Origin of the sequence: Stenotrophomonas sp. YAU14D1_LEIMI4_1 (assembly GCF_003086815.1) — a bacterium.
Classification (GTDB): domain Bacteria; phylum Pseudomonadota; class Gammaproteobacteria; order Xanthomonadales; family Xanthomonadaceae; genus Stenotrophomonas.
The window spans coordinates 2,421,003-2,439,283 of record NZ_CP025997.1 but is presented as its reverse complement, the minus strand read 5'-3'; the positions used below and the strand labels follow the sequence as shown (position 1 = coordinate 2,439,283).

The window sequence follows — 18,281 nt, the reverse complement described above, 5'->3', positions numbered from 1 at the left end:
CCAAAAGCGACACGCTGGCTACGCTGGTGTGCATGAAACCCCGCACGGCAGCGCATTTCGCACCCCCTGGCACGTGGCTGAATCCGCAGCACCACGGCGTGCCGTTCACGACACTCTCACTCCGCGCTTGTTACCCAGACCGCTGCGACCGCCACCTCTCCGGCAGCGTGGCCGCAGCGGCGAAGACGTCGACAGCCGCAGGGCAGTGTCATCGTCCTGTTGCCTGCGATGGGCAGGCTGTCAGCGCTCGCCAACGCAGTACCTGCATTTCCAGTAGCGGTGGGGTGTCCATCCAGCTGCGCGCATGCGCACGCCGGCAGCGCCCCGCGATCGTTCGTTTGGGGAGAATGCAATGCGCGTTGCGGTACTGAGTGTGGCGTGTGCGGCGGTGCTGGCAGCAGCACCTGCCCAGGCACAGGAAGGTGCACCCGATGATGCACAGGCGCTGCGGCGCGAAATTGAAGGCATGCGGCAGACGCTGGAGCGCCTGCAGCAGCGTCTGGACCGGTTGGAGCAGCGCGATGGCAGTGCGCCGGTTGCGGCAACGCCGTCCCCACCGTTGCCCAGGCCGGAGCCGGCCACGCCAGCGCTGGCAGGCACTGCGGCAGGGCTGCACGCCACCCAGGTGCCAGGCGTTGCGCAGCCCGTTCTTCCCCAGCGTGATTCGGTGTCCGATCCCTCGACGGCGGCTTCGCGCCCGGACAGTGCGGCCGGCCCGACCGATCCTGACCTGAAGGGCTTCTTCGCCATCCCCGGTACCGACACGGTGATCCGCATCGGCGGCTACGCCAAACTGGATGCGATTGCCGATTCGCGGGCAGCCGGCGACGAAGACCAGTTCATTCCCTCGTCGATGCCTGTCGGCGGCAGCCACCGCGATGTGTCCAACTTCAACCTGCATGCCAAGCAGACACGCTTCAGTTTCGAGGCACGTCGGCCGACCACCCACGGCAACCTGCGCTTCTACCTGGAAAACGATTTCTTCGGCAGCAGCGACGGCTATCAGTTCCGGTTGCGCCACGCGTACGGGCAGTTGGGCAACACCTATGCCGGCTACGGCTATTCCAGCTTCATGGATGCCGACAGCCTGCCCGACACGCTGGACTTCGCCGGCCCGGGTGGCGCGGGCTACCTGTTGGTGGCCGGCATCCACCACAGTTTCGCGCTGGGCAAGGGCACCACGCTGACGCTGGCCGCCGAAGACCCGGATACCGAGCTGGCCGGGGCCAGCGACAGTGTGATTGCCGCCAACCGGCTGCCGGACGTGACCTTGGCCGCGCGCGTGGAACGCGACTGGGGCCACCTGCAGTTGGGCGCGGTGGCGCGCAGCCTGGCCTACGACGGTGACGGCGAACGCGACCGGCGCGTGGCCGGCGGTCTGCAGTTGAGTGGTTCGGCGGCGGTGGGCGTGCGTGACCTGCTGCTGTTCGGTGCACTGGGCGGGCGCGGCTTGAGCCGCTACACCGCCGATCTGACCGGTTCCGGCCTGGACGCGGTGGTGGATGCCGACGGGCGCCTGCGCGCGCTGGACGTGCGCGGTGGCTTCGTCGGCTACACCCATTACTGGTCCGAACTGTGGCGTTCGAACCTGATCTACGGACAGCTGACGCTGGAGCGCAACGCGGCGCTGCCGGCCGACGCCTTCCGTGAGAGCCGCTACGGCGTGTTCAACCTGATCTGGAGCCCGGCCCCGTCGTGGACGATGGGCATGGAGCTGCTGTACGGCCGCCTGGAACAACAGAGCGGCGCGCGCGGCGACACGGTCCGGGTGCAGGGCAGCCTGCAATACAACTTCATCAAGTAGACGCCAGCGGCAGTACGCCCGCGTTTTCCGTCCCCATGCCCGGTGCTGCCGGGCCCGTGCCAGGTGCAGGAGAGTGTCATGGCAGAGACAAAGAAGATCGGGGTGGTCGGTGCCACCTTCCTCGTGGCCGGCAACATGATGGGTTCAGGGGTGTTCCTGTTGCCATCGAGCCTGGCCAAGATTGGTACCGCGTCGATCTGGGGCTGGTTGATCACCACCGCCGGGGCGCTGCTGCTGGCGTTCGTGTTCGCCAAGCTGGGCAAGCTGGCGCCCAAGGCCGGCGGCCCGTATGCCTATGCGCGTGACTGGTTCGGGCCGTACATGGGCTTCCAGACCAACACCATCTACTGGTTCGCCAACTGGATCGGCAACGTAGCCATCCCGATCGCGGCGGTGGGCTATTTCAGTTACTTCTTCCCGATCCTGTCCGAGCCGCTGGTGCGCTGCATCGCCGTGCTGGTCCTGGTGTGGGCACTGAGTTTCGCCAACGTGATCGGCCCGGCCTTCGTGACCAAGGTGCAGACGGTCACCACCAGCTTCGCGCTGGTGCCGATCCTGGGCATCGCCATCTTCGGCTGGTTCTTCTTCGATGCGGACATCTTCAAGGGTGCCTACAACGTATCGGGTGAATCGAACTTCGGCGCCATTTCCAGTGCCGCCGCACTGACGCTGTGGGCGTTCATCGGCGTGGAATCGGCGTCGGTGACCGCCGGCGTGGTGGAAAACCCGGAAAAGAACGTGGCCCGCGCCACCCTGGCCGGCGTGTTCCTGGCGGCGGTTGCCTATATCGCCAGCTCGTCGGTGATCATGGGCATGGTGCCCAATGCCGAACTGCAGACCTCCGATGCGCCGTTCGCGCTGGCCGCCGCCAAGGCGGTGGGCGGCTGGGGCGGTGGCCTGGTCAGCCTGTGCGCCTTCATCGGCGCGGCCGGTTCGCTCGGTGGCTGGATCCTGCTGACCGCGCAGAGCGCCAAGGCGGCGTCCGACGATGGCCTGTTCCCCAGCATCTTCAGCAAGACCAACAAGGACGACGTGCCAGTGAAGGGCGTGCTGATCGTCGCCGTGCTGATGACCCTGGCTGTGCTGGTCACCTCCACCTCGGAAACTGCGTCGGCACAGTTCGATGTGATCACCTCGGCGGCGGTGGTGCTGACCCTGCTGCCGTACATCTATTCCTGCGTGGCCTGCTATTTCGTGGTGGAGCGCTCGCACACCATCGTGCATACCGGTGCGTTCTGGGCGCTGACCAGCCTGACGGTGGTGTACTGCCTGTGGGCGATCTACGGCTCGTCGGGAACCATCGTGCAGTACGCCTTCCTGTTCGTGCTGTTCATCACCGTGTTCTATCCCTTCTTCAGCGAGGAGCGCCGCCAGCAGCGGCAGCGCACCCGTGAGGCGGCCGCGTTGTCTGGCGGCGCCCAGCGTTCCTGAGTTCGACAAGGAGAATCAACGTGTACTTCAAGTCCCTGGATTACCCGGTCATCGTCATCGATGGCGATTACGATTCGCCGCGCATCGGCGGCATCCTGATCCGCGCGCTGGTGGAAGAGCTGCGTGGCAACGGCCAGCGCGTGCTGTGCGGCCTGAACCTGGACGATGCGCGCGCCGGTGCCCGCACCTACGTGGCGGCGTCGGCGGTGCTGATCTCGATCGATGGCAGCGAGGAAGGGGAGGGCGAGTTCCAGCGCCTGGCCGCCTTCCTGCGCGAACAGAGCGCGCGCCGGGCCAACCTGCCGGTCTTCCTGTACGGCGAGCGGCGCACCATCGAGAAGGTGCCCAGCAAGCTGCTCAAGTACATCCACGGCTTCATCTTCCTGTTCGAGGACACCAAGAACTTCGTCGCCCGCCAGGTGATGCGTGCGGCCGAAGACTACATGCACAACCTGCTGCCGCCGTTCTTCAAGGCGTTGATCCACCACGCGGCCGAATCGAACTATTCCTGGCATACCCCAGGCCATGCCGGCGGCGTGGCGTTCACCAAATCGCCGGTGGGCCGTGCGTTCCACCAGTTCTACGGCGAGAACACCCTGCGCAGCGATCTGTCGATCTCGGTGCCGGAACTGGGTTCGCTGCTGGACCACACCGGCCCGATCAAGGACGCCGAGGACGAGGCCGCGCGCAATTTCGGCGCCGACCACACCTTCTTCGTCACCAACGGCACCTCCACCGCCAACAAGATCGTCTGGCACGGCACGGTGGCCCGCGGTGACGTGGTGTTCGTCGACCGCAACTGCCACAAATCGCTGCTGCATGCGCTGATCATGACCGGCGGCGTGCCGGTCTACTTCACCCCAAGCCGCAACGCGCACGGCATCATCGGGCCGATCAGCCTGGACCAGTTCACCCCCGAGGCGCTGCAGCAGCGTATTGCCGACAACCCGCTGGCCAGCCAGGCCTACCAGGCCGGGTCGAAGCCGCGCATCGCGGTGGTCACCAATTCCACCTACGACGGTCTGTGCTACAACGCCGAAAAGATTGCCGAGGAGATCGGCAGCGCGGTGGACTTCCTGCACTTCGATGAAGCCTGGTATGCCTACGCGGCGTTCCATCCGTTCTACGAAAATCATTACGGCATGGCCAAGGGCAAGCCGCGCGAGCAGGACGCGATCATCTTCACCACCCATTCCACCCACAAGCTCCTGGCCGCGTTCTCGCAGGCGTCGATGATCCACGTGCGCAACTCGGCCAGCCGCGACCTGGATGCCGAGCGCTTCAACGAATCGTTCATGATGCATACCTCCACAAGCCCGCATTACGGGGTGATCGCGGCCTGCGACGTGGCCTCGAAGATGATGGAGGGCGAGGCCGGGCGTTCGCTGGTGCAGGAAATGCACGACGAAGCGATTGCCTTCCGCCGCGCCATGCTGCACGTGCGCGATGACCTGGGCCGCGACGACTGGTGGTTCAGCGTGTGGCAGCCCACGAAGGTGGAGCGCAGCCTGGACAAGGGCGATACGCCGGCACCGCTGGTGGCCAAGCGTGAGGAATGGTACCTGCAGCCCGATGCGCACTGGCACGGCTTCGATGGGCTGGTGGACGACTATGTGCTGATCGACCCGATCAAGGTGACCCTGCTGACCCCGGGCCTGTCGATGGACGGCAGCATGGGCAAGCTGGGCATTCCGGCGGCGGTGCTGAGCAAGTTCCTGTGGGGCCGCGGCATCACCGTGGAAAAGACCAACCTGTACTCGGTGCTGTTCCTGTTCTCGATGGGCATCACCAAGGGCAAGTGGAGCACCCTGGTGACCGAGCTGATGGCGTTCAAGGAGCTGTACGATCGCAACGCGCCGCTGAACCAGGCACTGCCGACGCTGGCCGCCGATTATCCGGTGGTCTATGCCGGCTGGGGCCTGCGTGACCTGTGTGAGGCGCTGCATGCCTTCAACCAGGAATTCGCCGTGGCCAAGGTGATGCGCGAGATGTACGTGGACCTGCCGACCCCGGTGATGACCCCGGCCGATGCCTACAACCATCTGGTGAAGGGCGAGATCGAGCGGGTGGACATCGAACAGCTCAGCGGCCGCATTGCCGCCACCATGCTGGTGCCGTACCCGCCGGGTATTCCCACCATCATGCCGGGCGAACGCTTCGGCGCCAGCGACGAGCCGATCATCCAGTCGCTGCGCATTGCCCGCGAACAGAACGCGCGCTTCCCCGGTTTCGAATCGGATGTGCACGGGCTGATCATCGAGCACGACGAAGAAGGCACCACCTACCGGGTGGAGGTGCTGAAGACCTGAATGGATACCGCCCGCGAACAACGCATCCTGCTGCTGTCGATCGGGATGACCGTGGCGGTCAGTGCGGCCGGCTTCCTGGGCGGCCTGCTGGTGGGATCGCAGGCCATCCTGTTCGACGGCATCTACAGCCTGGTGGACGTGGCCCTGACCCTGGTGTCGCTGTCGGTGCTGCGGCTGGTGGCGCGGGAGCAGAGCCCGCGCTTCCAGTACGGCTATTGGCATCTGGAACCGATGGTGGAGGCGCTGGGCGGGGTGATCCTGTCGCTGGCCTGCGTGTACGCGCTGGCCAACGCGGTAATCGGGCTGACCACCGGCGGCCACGTGGTGAAGTTCGGGCCGGCGCTGTGGTGGGCCGGTCTGATCAGTGCAACCAACCTTGGCATGGCCGCGTTCGTGGCGGGGCAGGCACGGCGCCTGCACTCGCCCTTGCTGTGGCTGGACGTGCGTGCCTGGCTGCTGGGCGGGCTGATGGCACTGGCCGTGGTGCTGGCCTTCCTGCTGGCGCTGGCCCTGCAGGACGGGCCGAGGCAGCACTGGGTACCGTACCTGGATTCGATCGTGCTGATGCTGATCAGCCTGGCCGTGCTGCCGGTGCCCACGCGCGCCGCGTTCAAGGCGCTACGCGAGGTACTGCAGGTCGCGCCCGATGACCTGGACCAGCGCGTGCAGCAGGTGATGCAGGCGTTCGTGGGCGAGCGGGGCTATGCCGGCTTCACCAGCCACGTGGCGAAGATGGGGCGCATGCGCTTCATCGAGATCCATGTGCTGACCGACCCGGCCACGCCGCTGGGCACGGTGGGCGAGGTGGATGCCATGCGCGATGAGATTGCCGTGCGCCTGGATGCACGCGGCGGCATGTTCTGGCTGACGATCGATTTCACTGCCGACCCGGCCTGGACCTGAGCGGCGGCGCCGCGCGCTTCAGCGCAGGTAATACTCCACCGGTACCACGCGTTCCTGCGGTGCCGGCAGATCATCGGGAATACGCGGCAGCGGCTGCGCGCGGCGGAAGGTCTGCAGGGCGGCCTGGTCCAGCATGGGTTCGCCACTGCTGCGTTCCAGCAGCAGCGTGCGCAGGCGGCCACTGCGGTCGACGCTGGCGCGCACCCAGGCCGTGCCCTGCTGCCGGCGCGCGCGGGCGGCACTGGGGAAATAACGGTGGCGTTCCAGACGGGCCATCAGACGTGCTTCCCAGGAATCGCTGTGGGTGCCGGCCAACTGCGGTGCCGGTGCGGCGTCGGGGGTGGGCGGTGCTGCACTGATCGACGCCGGTGCCGGGGGCGCGTCGTGGGTCGGCAGGACCAGGGCGGGTAGGGGCTGTGCCTGTGCATCGGGGGTACGACCGTCAGCGGCGGCCAGGGTGCCTTCCTTCGCGCGGCTGGGCGGGGGCGGCGACAGGGTGCGTGGCTGCGCTGGACGCGGCTGCTGGGCCTGGCTGGGACGCTCGGCCTTCAGTTCTTCCAGCGGCTGTGGTGGCGCGGTGGGGGGCAACAGGCGCAGGCTGATGCGCACCTCTTCGACCGGGGGCGTGGGCCGGGGTGTGGACGTCGTCCAGTGCAGCAGCCCCAGCACCGGCAGCAGATGCAGGCTGGCGGTGATTGCCACCGCCATCCAGTGCGTGCGACGCTCGCGTGCGCCGCGCCGCGCCGGGCGGGCAGGCGTCAACGGCAATGGCATTGGACGGAGCGCTTGGACGGGCACGGACGGCTGCGGAGAGCGGGACAGGAACGGCCCGCGGCGGCAAGGGCAGCGCGCGCACATTACCGTAAAAGAGAATCGTTTGCATTAATGCCGGGCTGTCAGGGCCCGGTTCACGGCGCGGCGTTGACCCCTGGGCGCACGTAGTAGGTCTGCCCACTGTCGTCCAGGAACAGCAGTTCCGGTTTGCCCTGCCACGAGGTGAGCATGGCGCCGGTATTGTTCTGGTGGCGGACCATCAGGGTGGCGCCGCGATCGGGGTTGGCGACCACCTTGAACACTTCGGTGGTGCCGCTGGCATCGTCCAGGGTGAGCAGGGCTTCGCCGCCGCGGTCGCTGGTGCCGTAGCCGCCGCGTTCGGAACCGTCCGGGCCGAGCAGGATCACACCGGACAGTGCCGCGGCACGCGGGCCCTGGCTGCGCCCCTTGCTGGTCGGATCGGGCACCGGCGCACCGACGATGACGCGGGCCTGGCCATTGGCATCGTGGACGACCAGGCCGCGTGCATGGATCACGCGTTCGGGTGACTGGCTGTCGTGCAGGTTCCAGGCCGTCCAGCCGGACACCAGCAGGGCGAGGGTGGATACCCCCAGGGTGGTAAGCAGCAACGCACGGGCCATCGTGTAGTCCTTCCTTGGATGTGGCGACGATAGCGGATGCAAAAGCGGATGGGTAGGGCCGACACATCAATGACCCATCAATGGAAATCGCGGCTGTGGCTGCGCAGGCCCTGCAATAGATCGTCCAGCCCCAGCATGCGCTGCACGATGACATGCTGCACGCCGTCCACGCGTTCCAGCCGGCCGTCGATCTGCATCAATTGGGTATCGACCAGGATGCGGTGCTGGCGGTCGGCCACGTGCCGCCAGACCACGGCGTTGACCATGCCGGTTTCATCTTCAAGGGTCAGGAAGGTGACCCCGCTGGCGGTCTGCGGCCGCTGCCGCATGCGCACCAGCCCGGCAATGCGCACGCGGCGGCCATGCCCGTGGGCAGCCAGCTGCGCGGCATCCAGGCAGCCGCGGCTGCGCAGCTGTGCGCGCAGGAACGACAGCGGGTGGCGGCCCAGCGTGGTGCCGGTGCTGCGGTAATCGGCCTGCATGTCGTCCCAGGCGCTGGGCAGCGGCAGCGGCACGCGCGCTTCGCCGGTGGCGCGGGCCGGGTCGAACAGCGGCAGGCGGTTTTCCACGCCGGAAACATCCCAGCGTGCGCGATGGCGATGGCCACTGAGACCGCGCAGGGCGCCGGCATCGGCCAGCAGGCCCTGCTGGCGGCGATCCAGTGCGACGCGCTGGCACAGATCGCCCACATCGTCGAACGGGCGCCGCGCGCGCTCGCGCACCAGGGCCTGCACGGCCTGTTCGCTGCAGCCATCGACCAGGCGCAGGCCCAGGCGGATGGCGGCCGCGCCCTTGCTGAAATCGAGGGTGCAGTCCCAATGGCTGTGGCGCACGTCCACCGGCAGCACGGCAATGCCATGGCGGCGCGCATCCTGCAGCAACTGGTCGGGGCTGTAGAAGCCCAGCGGCTGGCTGTTGATCAGGCTGGCGGTGAACGCGGCCGGGTGGTGGCACTTCAACCAGCAACTGACATAGGTGAGCAGGGCGAAGCTGGCGGCATGGCTTTCCGGAAAACCGTAATTGCCGAAGCCCTTGATCTGCTCGAACAGGTGTTCGCCGTATTCGCGGCTGAAGCCGTTGCGCAGCATGCCGGCCAGCAGTTTTTTCCGGTGCGGTTCCAGCCCGCCGCGGCGCTTCCAGGCGGCCATCGAACGGCGCAGGGCGTCGGCCTCGCCCGGGGTGTAGCCGGCCGCTTCCACCGCCAGCTGCATCACCTGTTCCTGGAACAGGGGAACGCCCAGGGTGCGTGCGAACACGCGTTCCAGCTGCGGTGGGTAGAGCGGGTTGGCCGGGTCGTTCAAGGCCTTGGGGCCCTGTTCGCGCAGGATCCGGCGGCGTTCCAGATAGGGGTGCACCATGTCGCCCTGGATCGGCCCGGGGCGCACGATGGCCACTTCGATCACCAAGTCGTAGAAGGTGCGCGGCTGCATGCGCGGCAGCATGGCCATCTGCGCGCGCGATTCGATCTGGAACACGCCGATGGTATCGGCGGCGCAGATCATGTCGTAGGTCGCGCTGTCCTTGGCGGGCACCGCATCCATGCGGCCGCTGTGCAGACCGTGCTGCTGCAGCAGGGCCAGGCATTTGCGGATGGCGGTGAGCATGCCCAGCGCCAGGCAGTCGACCTTCATCAGACCGGTGGCGTCCAGATCGTCCTTGTCCCACTGGATGACGGTACGGCCAGCCATGGCGGCGTTCTCCACCGGCACCAGGGTGGACAGCGGGTGTTCGGAAATCACGAAACCGCCCGGGTGCTGCGACAGGTGGCGGGGGAAGTCGATCAGCTCTTCGGTGAGTGACAGCAGCCGCCGCATCAGCGGCGTGTCCGGATCGAAGCCGCGCTCGCGCAGGGTGTCCGGCAGCGGGATGTTGCCGCCCCAATGGTCCATGGCCGCACCCAGCTCGTTCACCTGGTCCATCGGCAGGCCGAGCGCGCGGGCGACATCGCGGATCGCGCTGCGACCGCGGTAGCTGATCGCCACGGCGGTGAGCGCGGCACGCTCGCGGCCATAACGCTTGAACACGTACTGCAGCACTTCCTCGCGGCGCTCGTGTTCGAAATCGATGTCGATGTCCGGTGGTTCGTCGCGCTCTTCGGAAATGAAACGCTCGAACAGCAGGTTGCTGCGTGCCGGGTCGATCTCGGTGACGCCGAGCACGAAACACACCGCCGAATTGGCCGCCGAGCCGCGTCCCTGGCAGAGGATCTTCTGGCGGCGGGCGAAGCGCACGATGTCCTGCACGGTGAGGAAGTACGAGGCGTAGTTCTTCTTGGCGATCAAGGCCAGCTCGTGTTCGATCTGCGTGCGCTGCTTCTGTTCGATGCCTTCCGGCCAGCGCTCGGGAATGCCTTCTTCCACCAGGGCGCGCAGCCAGCTGTCCGGGGTGTGTCCTTCCGGTACCAGTTCGCGCGGGTAGGTGTACTGCAACGCATCCAGGGTGAAGTGGCAGCGCCCGGCGATGCGCACGGTCTCTGCCAGCAGTTCCGGTGGATACAGCTGGGCCAGCGCGCTGCGCGGGCGCAGGTGGCGTTCGCCGTTGGGAAACAGCCGCCAACCGGCTTCGGCCACGCTGCAGCGGTGGCGGATCGCGGTCAGCGTGTCCTGCAGGGCGCGGCGGCGGCGCACGTGCATGTGCACGTCACCACTGGCCACCAGCGGCAATGCATGGCGTTCGCCGAAGGCCTGCAGCTGCTGCAGGCGGCGCACGTCGTCATGTTCGTGGTGCAGCTCCACCGCCAGCCACAGGCGGTCGTTGAACCCGGCACGCAGCAGCGGCAGGTGGCTGGCATCAGGCTGCCGGTCCAGCCACAGGCACAGCAGGCCCTCGGCCAGGCCATGCAGATCCTCGCGCAGGCAGCGGTATTGGCCTTTGCCTGCGCGCCGCCGGCAGGTGGTGATCAGCTGGCACAGCCCGGCATAGGCATCCTGGTCGGTGCACAGCAGGGCGATCTTCGGCCCGTCTTCGATCTGCAGTTCGGCGCCGACGATCAGCGCCACGCCATGCGTCCTGGCCGCCTGCCAGGCGCGGACGATGCCGGCCAGCGAGCATTCGTCGGTGATCGCCAGAGCGCGGTAGCCCTGGCTGGCGGCGCGCGCGAACAGTTCGTCGGCGGTGGAGGCGCCGCGCTGGAAACTGAAGGCCGACAGGCAATGCAGTTCGGCATAGGCGGGCAGTTCTGCGTGCATGCCGGTTCAGCCGAACCAGCCGTGCAGCATCCACGGCGCATGCGGGTCGTTGCGCGGGCGGAACGCCCAACCGCGTTGCCCGTGCGCGGTTTCCACCACGTAGTAGTCGCGCCGCGCATCGGCCTGGTCCCACCAGCCCGATTCAATCCGTTCCGGGCCAGCAACGATACGCAGGCGCGGGTCGCGCAGCGGCTGTGGTGCCTCCAGCAGCCAACCGGGCCGCAGCGGCCAGTGCGCGGGGGGGGGGGCCGGCGACTGGGTGCCGCTGGCACGCTCGGGGCGATGGTCGGCCTGCACCGCCAGCGGTTGCACGGCATCATCGCCCAGCCGCGCGCGCAGCCGTTCGCGCAGCTGGTTCCAGGGCATGGCCTGGGCCGGGCGGGTGTCGAACAGATCGCGCGCCACCGGCACGAACGGCGGCAGTTGTTCGGCCTGCAGGCGCAGCGCGCGGCTGCCGGCGGGCAGGGCGAAGGCTTCCATGCGGTTGCGGGCGATTTCGAACAGCAGCGCGGCATCGCGTTCGGGGGCCAGCAGGCCGATGGTCAGCACGCTGGCCGGCAGCAGGTCGTGTTCGAAGTGCAGGTCGAAGCGCTGCACGCCGCCATCGCGCGAGCAGAGGAAGGCGGCAAGGTCCAGCAGCAGGCGCCGCAGTGGGAACAGCAGGGCCTGGCTGGATTCGATTTCGTATTCGAATTCGATGCGGGCATCGAAACGGTCGGGGGGCTGGTAGTAGCGCAGCGGCGTGTTGTCCAGGCCGCGCACGGCATCCAGCTGCTGCAGCACCTGCGGGGCGAAGCGGCGGGCCAGGCTGTCGCGCGGCAGGTCGAACACCGCGCCCAGCGTACGCAGGCCGGAACGGCCGAGCACGGTGACCGCATCGGCCGGCAGGCCGCTGCGTGCCAGTGGCAGCGGCGCCAACGCGGCCGCCAGCTGCGTGGCATCGATGCCCAGACCGTCGTGCACGTTGGCCAGCACGCGCGCGGCATGCGGGTTGGGCGCGGCCACCAGACGGTGGCGGAAACCGAGTTCATGCAGGCCGTGGCGCAGGCGCTGTTCAATCTGTGGCCAATCACCGAACAGGGCGCGGCTGGCGTGGATTTCCAGCACCAGCGCATGCGGGAAATCGAGGCTGACCTGCGAACTGTAGGCGTACAGCCAGCTGGCCAGCAGTTGCCGGGTCTGCTGTTCGGCGGCGGGATCGTAGTCGTGCAGCTGCATGTCCTGCACCAGCACCTGAGCGGCCGACAGCAGCATGCCCGGGCGCAGGCCGGCGGCCCGTGCGGCCGGGCTGACCGCGCGCAGCACCCGGCGCTGGGCCGGGCCCTGCAGCAGCACCAGCGGCCGCTGCGGATCCGGCTGCTGGCGCAGTACGCTGTCCAGCGCCAGTTGCGGCAACAACAGGCAGGCCCAATGCATGGCGCGGCCTCAGTGGGCGATGGCCAGCGGCAAGGGCTGCGCAGGCGGCAGCCCGCCGCGGCACTTCAGCACGCGCACCTGGCCGGGGTCGAGCTGCAGGCGCAGGCTGGCCGGCGACGGATTGCGCGCGGCGCGTGCTTCGCGGAACACGAAGCCCAGGCACTGACCACTGTCGGCGGCCACCTGCAGCCGGCGCAGGGAACGATCATCGGCCTGCTGCGGCCAGCACAGCACGGCCGCACAGGCGGCCGAGCGCAGGCACTGTTCGGCCGCCCACAGCGCCTGCTTCGGTGCGGCGTGGATGATCTGCAGCTGGGCCAGGTCCAGCCCGGCTGCGGCCCAGGCCGGGGCATGCGGCCGATGCGGCGGGGCGACCAGCACGATCGGCCGATCGCGCTGGCTCAGCTTGGCCAGTGCCGGCCAGACCAGGGCCAGTTCGCCCACGCCGGGGCAGGCCAGCAGCACTTCGCACAGCCCGCTGGCGGGCCAGCCGCCGCCGGGCAGGCGGGCATCCAGGGCCGGGTGCCCGCTGGCCAGATGGTCGCTGGCCGGGCCATGGCGGGCCGGGCCGCGCCACAGTTGGCGGCCATCCAGCAGGCGGTCCAAGGCGACGACGGCACCCATCAGCCGGTCCTCCAGGGGAGGCGCCGGGCAGGCAGGAAGCGGCGGCATTGGACGGAAACGGCAGGCATGGAACGAGTATCGACAGGCCGGTATCAGGGGCTGAGACCGGACATGCTACTCGCCTTGTGAGTAGAATTACTAATGAAATCGAGGGGTGGTTTTCAGGTTGCTGAAGGGGGCAGGGAGTGCCGACCAAGGTCGGCACCTACCCGGCATGGGACGCCCGGCGCTACCCGGCGCGTTACCGGCGTACTGGCAGGGCTACCGGGCGCAGCGGGGCGGCGTCGCCGCCGCGGATCTTCAGCGGGCCGCCGATGAAGGCGAACTCGTAGACCTGGTCACGGGCCAGTTCGTCCAGCGCCACCAGTTCGATGATCGGCGCACCCTGCTGGGCCAGCAGGTAGGTGTGCAGTGGCACGTAATCATCGGACACCTCCGAGGGGAAGGTCTCGAAGCTGAGGTTGTCGGCGCCGACGATCATCGCGCCGCTGTCTTCCACCAGGAAACGGGCCGCGTCCAGGCCCATGCCCGGCGGGTTGGCCATGTAGGCGCGGGGCTGTTCGAACAGGCGCATGCGACCGGTGCGGATCAGCACCACGTCGCCCTGCTGCAGGGTGACGTGCTGGCGTGCCAGCGCATCCTTCAGGTCCTGGCGGGTGACGCGGTAGCTGTCCGGCAGCATGTCCACGCCCTTGGCGCCGGCCACGTCGATCAGCACGCCACGGGCGATCAGCGGCGGGAATTTCTCGATGCCGGTGACCTTCCAGCCACGGTCGCCGAGGTGTTCATCGGCCTCGAAGCCATTCCAGATCTTTCCGTGGATGCCGAAGTGGTTCAGCGCATCGATATGGGTGCCGGTGTGGCTGTACATCGAAAACGCGGTGCCGGTGTAGCTGCGGGTGAGGTTCATGGCCTGGCCCACGCCCATCGGGTCGTCCACCACGGTGCCGCGCGGGGTATGGGTCATCCAGAACTGGTAGTGCGGGTCGCCGGCGTCCTGCCAGCTGGGCATGCCCACGTAGTACTCGGTGGCCAGGTCGTAGGCCTTGCCGCCGCTGACCCGCGACAGGATGGCGGCACGCGAGGCGTCGGTGATCAGGTTGAGGCGACCGATCTCGTCCCTCGGCCCCCAGGGGCTGGTGCCGACCTGCTGGCCGGACGGAACGCGTTCGTGTGCGGGCGCGGCGGTGGATGCAGCAGTGCTGGCCAGCAGCAGGGCCAGTGCGCTGGCCAGGGTACGTGGGGTCATGGGGTTTCTCCTTGCAGGGTGGGGAAGGGCGCGGTGGTGGCCGCGACCAGGGGCGCCAGGGCCTGGCGCAGCTGTGGCAGCGGCAGGGTCTGCAGGCGCAAGCCGTGGCCGCCGATGACGGTGGGAATGGAACGGATGCCGAGGGCGGCGGCTTCGGCGCGGTCGGCCTGTACGCGCTGGCGCACGGTGTCGCTGCGCATGTGGTCAGCGAAGACGCCGCGCCGGTGGCCCAGCGATTCGGCGATGTCCAGCAGGACGTCGGCATCGCCGATGTTGCGGTGCTGGTGCAGGTGCGCCCACTGCACCGCATCGAACATCGCGCCATGGGCATCGTTGCCGCCGAGCACGCCGGCCGCCTGGCAGGCCAGTGCGCCCAGCCAGCCGGAGGGGTATTCGAACGTCTGCGCGCGCATGCCGTCGATGTCGATGCGCGCGCTGTCTTCATGCGCCGCGCAGTCGGCCCAGTGGCGCAGGATGGTGTCCTTGGCGCGCGGCATGGAACCGAAGACGTCGATCATCCGGGCGCGCGAGTCCTGCAGCACGAAGCTGCGGTGGCGCACCTGGATGCCCAGTTCGGCCGAAACCTGCTGCAGGCGCGGGGCCAGCACGAAGCACCAACCGCAGACCACATCGTGGAAGAAATCGACCACCGGCGTGGCGGTGGTGGGGGAGGGAGCGGAAGACATCTGCCTGCCATCGGTGAGAGGGGAGGCGGCAGCGTAGGCAGCGCGGCGTGGCCGAAACAGCGGGTTTCGGGCAGCTCAGTTTTCGCTGGCGGTTACGAATCCAGTCCCGCGCAGCCGGGCAGTTCGGCGTGCAGGAAATCGATGAAGGCCCGTACCTTGGGTTGCAGGTGGCGCGCGGTGGGGTAGACCGCATGCACAAAGCGCGGTGGATAGCGGTGGTCGGGCAGCACCTGCTGCAGGTCGCCGCGTGCCAGCGCGGGCGCGGCCAGGAACGAGGGCAGCGCGCCGATGCCCAGGCCTGCCAGCAGCAGGTCGCGCAGCAGCAGGCTGTTGTTGGCGGTCACCCGTGCCGGCAGGGTGATCGTGACCTGGCCATCGGGGCCCAGCAGCGGCCAGCTGCCCGGTGAATCGGACAGGCTGTAGGCCAGCACGCTATGGGCATGCAGATCCTGCACGGTGTGCGGCGCGGGGTGCTGCTGCAGGTAGGACGGTGCCGCGCACAACACCTGCTGCAGCGAGGCCAGCCGCCGCGCCACCAGGCGTGAATCGTCCAGCTCGGCGCGCAGCCGCAGCGACACATCAAAGCCTTCGCCCACCGCGTCGAGCAGGCGGTCTTCCATCACCAGATCCAGCGACAGGTGCGGATGCTGCTGCAGGAAGCGCGGCAGCAGCGGCGACAGCGTGCTCAGCGCGAACGACTGCGGTGCGTTCACCCGCAGGCGGCCGGCAACCTCGCCACGCTGTTCGGCGATGCCGCGTTCCAGCGCGTCCAGTTCGTCCAGCAGGCGGCAGCACTCGCGGTAATAGGCGTGGCCGGTTTCGGTCAGGCTCATGCGCCGCGTGGTCCGCTGCAGCAGCACCACGCCCAGGTGCGCTTCCAGCGTGCGCAGCTGTTTGCTCAAGCCGGCCGCTGACAAGCCCAGATCTTCGGCCGCGCGGGCCAGGCCGCCGCGTTCGACGATGCGACGGAAGGTGCGCATCAGGTTGAAGGAATCCATGCCGCCCCCGGCGCAATGAGGGCGCCATTGTAGATCCACGCCATGCGTGGATGCCCCCCCGGCGCACGGATTGCGCCGTTTGTTCAAGCCGGCAACCCACAGGCCGCGCCAGCATGCAGGCCTCCTCACTCCCGGGTTGCCCATGAAGCACTGGATGCTCCGCCTGTATGCGCCGTTGTTCCTGTCTGGATTCGTTGCCGCTGCCGTGGTCTGGGTTGGCCATCGGCAGGGTGACCCCCTGTGGCTGCTGGCCCTGCTGGCGGTAGCCATTGCCGTTTCATTCGCCGCCGAGCGGGTCTGGCCATACGATCCCGCATTCAATCGGGCGCACGGCGACCGGCTGCGCGACAGCCTGCATGCGCTGGTCAACGAAGGCCTGAACCTGTTGTCGATCGCGGCGGTGCCTGTGCTGGCGGCGGTGATTCCGTGGCAACTGTGGCCGGTGCAGTGGCCGTTTGCGGTGCAGGTGCTGCTGGCGATCGTTGCCGCCGATCTGGGCATCACCTTGGTGCACTACGCCAGCCATCGCATCGGATGGCTGTGGCGGCTGCATGCGGTGCACCACAGCGTGACCCGCATGTACGGCTTCAACGGCCTGATGAAGCATCCGCTGCACCAGGCCGCCGAAGCGCTGGGCGGCGTGCTGCCGTTGCTGGTGCTGGGCCTGCCGATGCCGGTGGCGGCGGTGCTGGCCTTCGCCATCGCCATCCAGTTGCTGCTGCAGCATTCCAACGTGGACATGCGGCCCGGCGTGCTGGGCCGGGTGATGGCCTGGGCGCCGCTGCATCGCTTCCACCACATGCGCTACGGCACCGCAGGCGATGTCAACTTCGGGCTGTTCCTGACCGTCTGGGATCACCTGCTCGGCACCGCCTTCGATGCGCCGGGCTACCGGTTGCGCACGCATGACCTGGGCATCGGCAGCCAGCCGGACTATCCACGCGGCTATGCGGGGCAGTTGCTGGCGCCGTTCCGTGCGCTGCCCCATGGGCAGGTACCCGAAGTGCCCGAAGGGCTGCGCCGTCGCCGTTGAGTGCGCCTCAGGCAGCGCGCAGCTGCAGGCCCTTCAGCTGCGCCGCACCGATGCCGAACATGCGGCGCAGGCTGCGCGACAGATGGGCCAGATCGGCGAAGCCGGCAGCATGCGCACTGTCGGTCAGGCTGTGTCCGTGCAGGTGATGGGCCAGGGCGATGCGGAGCCGCTGCCAGAGCACCCAGCCACGCAGGGTCACGGCCAGGTCGGACTGGAAGCGGCGATGCAGCTGGCTGGTGGACAAGTGTGCGGCCCCAGCGATGTCGGCGGCCGGCACCGGGCCGGGCAGGTGCTGGGCGATGCGTTCCAGCGCCACCTGTACGCGGCGGTCCAGCGGCTGCGCACGGCTCAGCTGCGACAGGCGTTGCTGCAGGGCCGTGATGTCGGTGGACAGCGTGGGCAGCTGCTGCTGGATCTGTCCGGGATCAGCGTGGGCCGGTTCCAGGAATAGGGTGCAGCCGTCCTGCGGCGCCGAGAGGATGGCGTGCGGCGCGAAGGACGGCAGCCACAGGCGCTGGCCGTGCTGCTCCACGCCGTCGATCTCCACCTGCCAGGGCGCGCCATCGCTGAGCAACAGCTGGTGGGCGTAGTGCGCGTGCGTGCCGCTGTCACCGGCATGGCCCTGCAGCACCGCCACGTGTGCGTGCAGCAGCAAAGTGCCGTTCCAGGGCCGGGCAGGTGAGGACATGCAGCGATTGTAGATCCACGCCATGCGTGGATGGATTTCCATCGGAATTGAATCCATGGAGATCCGACCCCCGTGCCGACCAACGGTCGGCACCCACCATCATCAGCACCAGCTTCCATCAGCAGCAGGTTCCAACAGCTCGCAGGAAACCGTCGAAGGCGGGGCACTGTGGGTGTGCGGGGTGTGAGCCGCATGGATGCGGCGACCAAGCCTTATCTGACGGAAATCTGGCAGCGTAGGTGCCGAGAGCCGGCGTGGGCCGCCGTATGAGCCTGGATCTCGACGATCGCCATGGAGCTTGGCGCCCACGCCGGATTCTCCCTTGATCCGCCCGAACAGTTGCTGGAGCTGGACACTCGAAGCGATAAGACTGGGCAAGCGGGGGAGCTCTCGACCCTTCCAGACTATACGGAGTCGGGCAATGAACGGGATCGGGATTGATGTGAGCAAGCGCCGATTGGATATCGGTACGACAGACGGCGAGACCCTGCAGGTCAGCAATAGCCCTTCTGGCTAAGCTGAATTGGATGCTTGGTT

At 68.1% G+C, this 18,281-nt stretch carries 14 protein-coding genes and 1 pseudogene; 6 read left to right on the top strand and 9 right to left on the bottom strand.

The window, feature by feature from the left end; translation table 11 throughout:
* Positions 1 to 352: 352 nt before the first annotated feature.
* The 4 genes from C1932_RS11320 (at position 353) to C1932_RS11305 (ending at position 6,447) form a co-directional block, all read left to right on the top strand.
* Positions 353 to 1,804, top strand: coding sequence for a DcaP family trimeric outer membrane transporter (locus C1932_RS11320; RefSeq protein WP_108762236.1), 1,452 nt, complete (start codon positions 353 to 355; stop codon positions 1,802 to 1,804).
* Positions 1,805 to 1,882: 78 nt separating this feature from the next.
* Positions 1,883 to 3,235: an arginine/agmatine antiporter gene (gene adiC / locus C1932_RS11315; RefSeq protein WP_108753355.1), complete on the top strand. Its 1,353-nt coding sequence runs from the start codon at positions 1,883 to 1,885 to the stop codon at positions 3,233 to 3,235.
* Between the two features lie 20 nt (positions 3,236 to 3,255).
* On the top strand, positions 3,256 to 5,544 hold the full coding sequence (locus C1932_RS11310) for an Orn/Lys/Arg decarboxylase N-terminal domain-containing protein (protein WP_108762235.1): 2,289 nt from the start codon (positions 3,256 to 3,258) through the stop codon (positions 5,542 to 5,544).
* Positions 5,545 to 6,447, top strand: a complete 903-nt coding sequence (locus C1932_RS11305; protein WP_108762234.1) for a cation diffusion facilitator family transporter — start codon at positions 5,545 to 5,547, stop codon at positions 6,445 to 6,447.
* 18 nt (positions 6,448 to 6,465) lie between these two features.
* On the opposite strand, the gene C1932_RS11300 is transcribed toward C1932_RS11305, so the two are convergent.
* The 8 genes from C1932_RS11300 to C1932_RS11265 form a co-directional block, all read right to left on the bottom strand.
* Positions 6,466 to 7,209 (bottom strand): energy transducer TonB, encoded by a 744-nt coding sequence (locus C1932_RS11300; RefSeq protein WP_234412113.1) that lies wholly within the window; start codon positions 7,207 to 7,209, stop codon positions 6,466 to 6,468.
* Positions 7,210 to 7,355: 146 nt separating this feature from the next.
* A complete protein-coding gene (locus C1932_RS11295; protein WP_108762232.1) occupies positions 7,356 to 7,862 on the bottom strand; it encodes a hypothetical protein in 507 nt (168 codons plus the stop codon).
* Positions 7,863 to 7,939: 77 nt separating this feature from the next.
* A complete protein-coding gene (locus C1932_RS11290) occupies positions 7,940 to 11,050 on the bottom strand; it encodes an error-prone DNA polymerase (protein ID WP_108762231.1) in 3,111 nt (1,036 codons plus the stop codon).
* 6 nt (positions 11,051 to 11,056) lie between these two features.
* Positions 11,057 to 12,466, bottom strand: a complete 1,410-nt coding sequence (locus C1932_RS11285; RefSeq protein ID WP_108762230.1) for a DNA polymerase Y family protein — start codon at positions 12,464 to 12,466, stop codon at positions 11,057 to 11,059.
* A 9-nt stretch (positions 12,467 to 12,475) separates the two neighbouring features.
* Complete coding sequence (gene imuA / locus C1932_RS11280) at positions 12,476 to 13,090, bottom strand: translesion DNA synthesis-associated protein ImuA (RefSeq protein WP_108753349.1); 615 nt, start codon at positions 13,088 to 13,090, stop codon at positions 12,476 to 12,478.
* Between the two features lie 241 nt (positions 13,091 to 13,331).
* The gene (locus C1932_RS11275) at positions 13,332 to 14,339 is read right to left on the bottom strand and encodes a cyclase family protein (RefSeq protein WP_108762229.1); all 1,008 of its coding nucleotides are present in this window, start codon (positions 14,337 to 14,339) and stop codon (positions 13,332 to 13,334) included.
* Entirely contained in the window at positions 14,336 to 15,025 is a 690-nt protein-coding gene (locus C1932_RS11270) for a DsbA family protein (protein ID WP_108762228.1), read from the bottom strand. The genes C1932_RS11275 and C1932_RS11270 overlap by 4 nt, the downstream gene beginning before the upstream one ends.
* 92 nt (positions 15,026 to 15,117) lie before the next feature.
* On the bottom strand, positions 15,118 to 16,023 hold the full coding sequence (locus C1932_RS11265; RefSeq protein WP_108762227.1) for a LysR family transcriptional regulator: 906 nt from the start codon (positions 16,021 to 16,023) through the stop codon (positions 15,118 to 15,120).
* Positions 16,024 to 16,177: 154 nt separating this feature from the next.
* Here C1932_RS11265 and C1932_RS11260 point away from each other — a divergent pair, with 154 nt between their 5' ends.
* Positions 16,178 to 17,056 carry a sterol desaturase family protein gene (locus C1932_RS11260; protein ID WP_234412112.1) on the top strand — a complete coding sequence of 293 codons (879 nt, stop codon included), beginning with the start codon at positions 16,178 to 16,180 and terminating at the stop codon, positions 17,054 to 17,056.
* A gap of 7 nt (positions 17,057 to 17,063) precedes the next feature.
* Here C1932_RS11260 and C1932_RS11255 read toward each other — a convergent pair whose 3' ends face one another.
* A complete protein-coding gene (locus tag C1932_RS11255) occupies positions 17,064 to 17,768 on the bottom strand; it encodes an AraC family transcriptional regulator (RefSeq protein WP_108763427.1) in 705 nt (234 codons plus the stop codon).
* A gap of 397 nt (positions 17,769 to 18,165) precedes the next feature.
* On the opposite strand from C1932_RS11255, the pseudogene C1932_RS11250 reads away from it, so the two are divergent.
* Positions 18,166 to 18,258: pseudogene (locus C1932_RS11250) on the top strand (IS110 family transposase); the annotation flags it as partial.
* Positions 18,259 to 18,281: the final 23 nt, after the last annotated feature.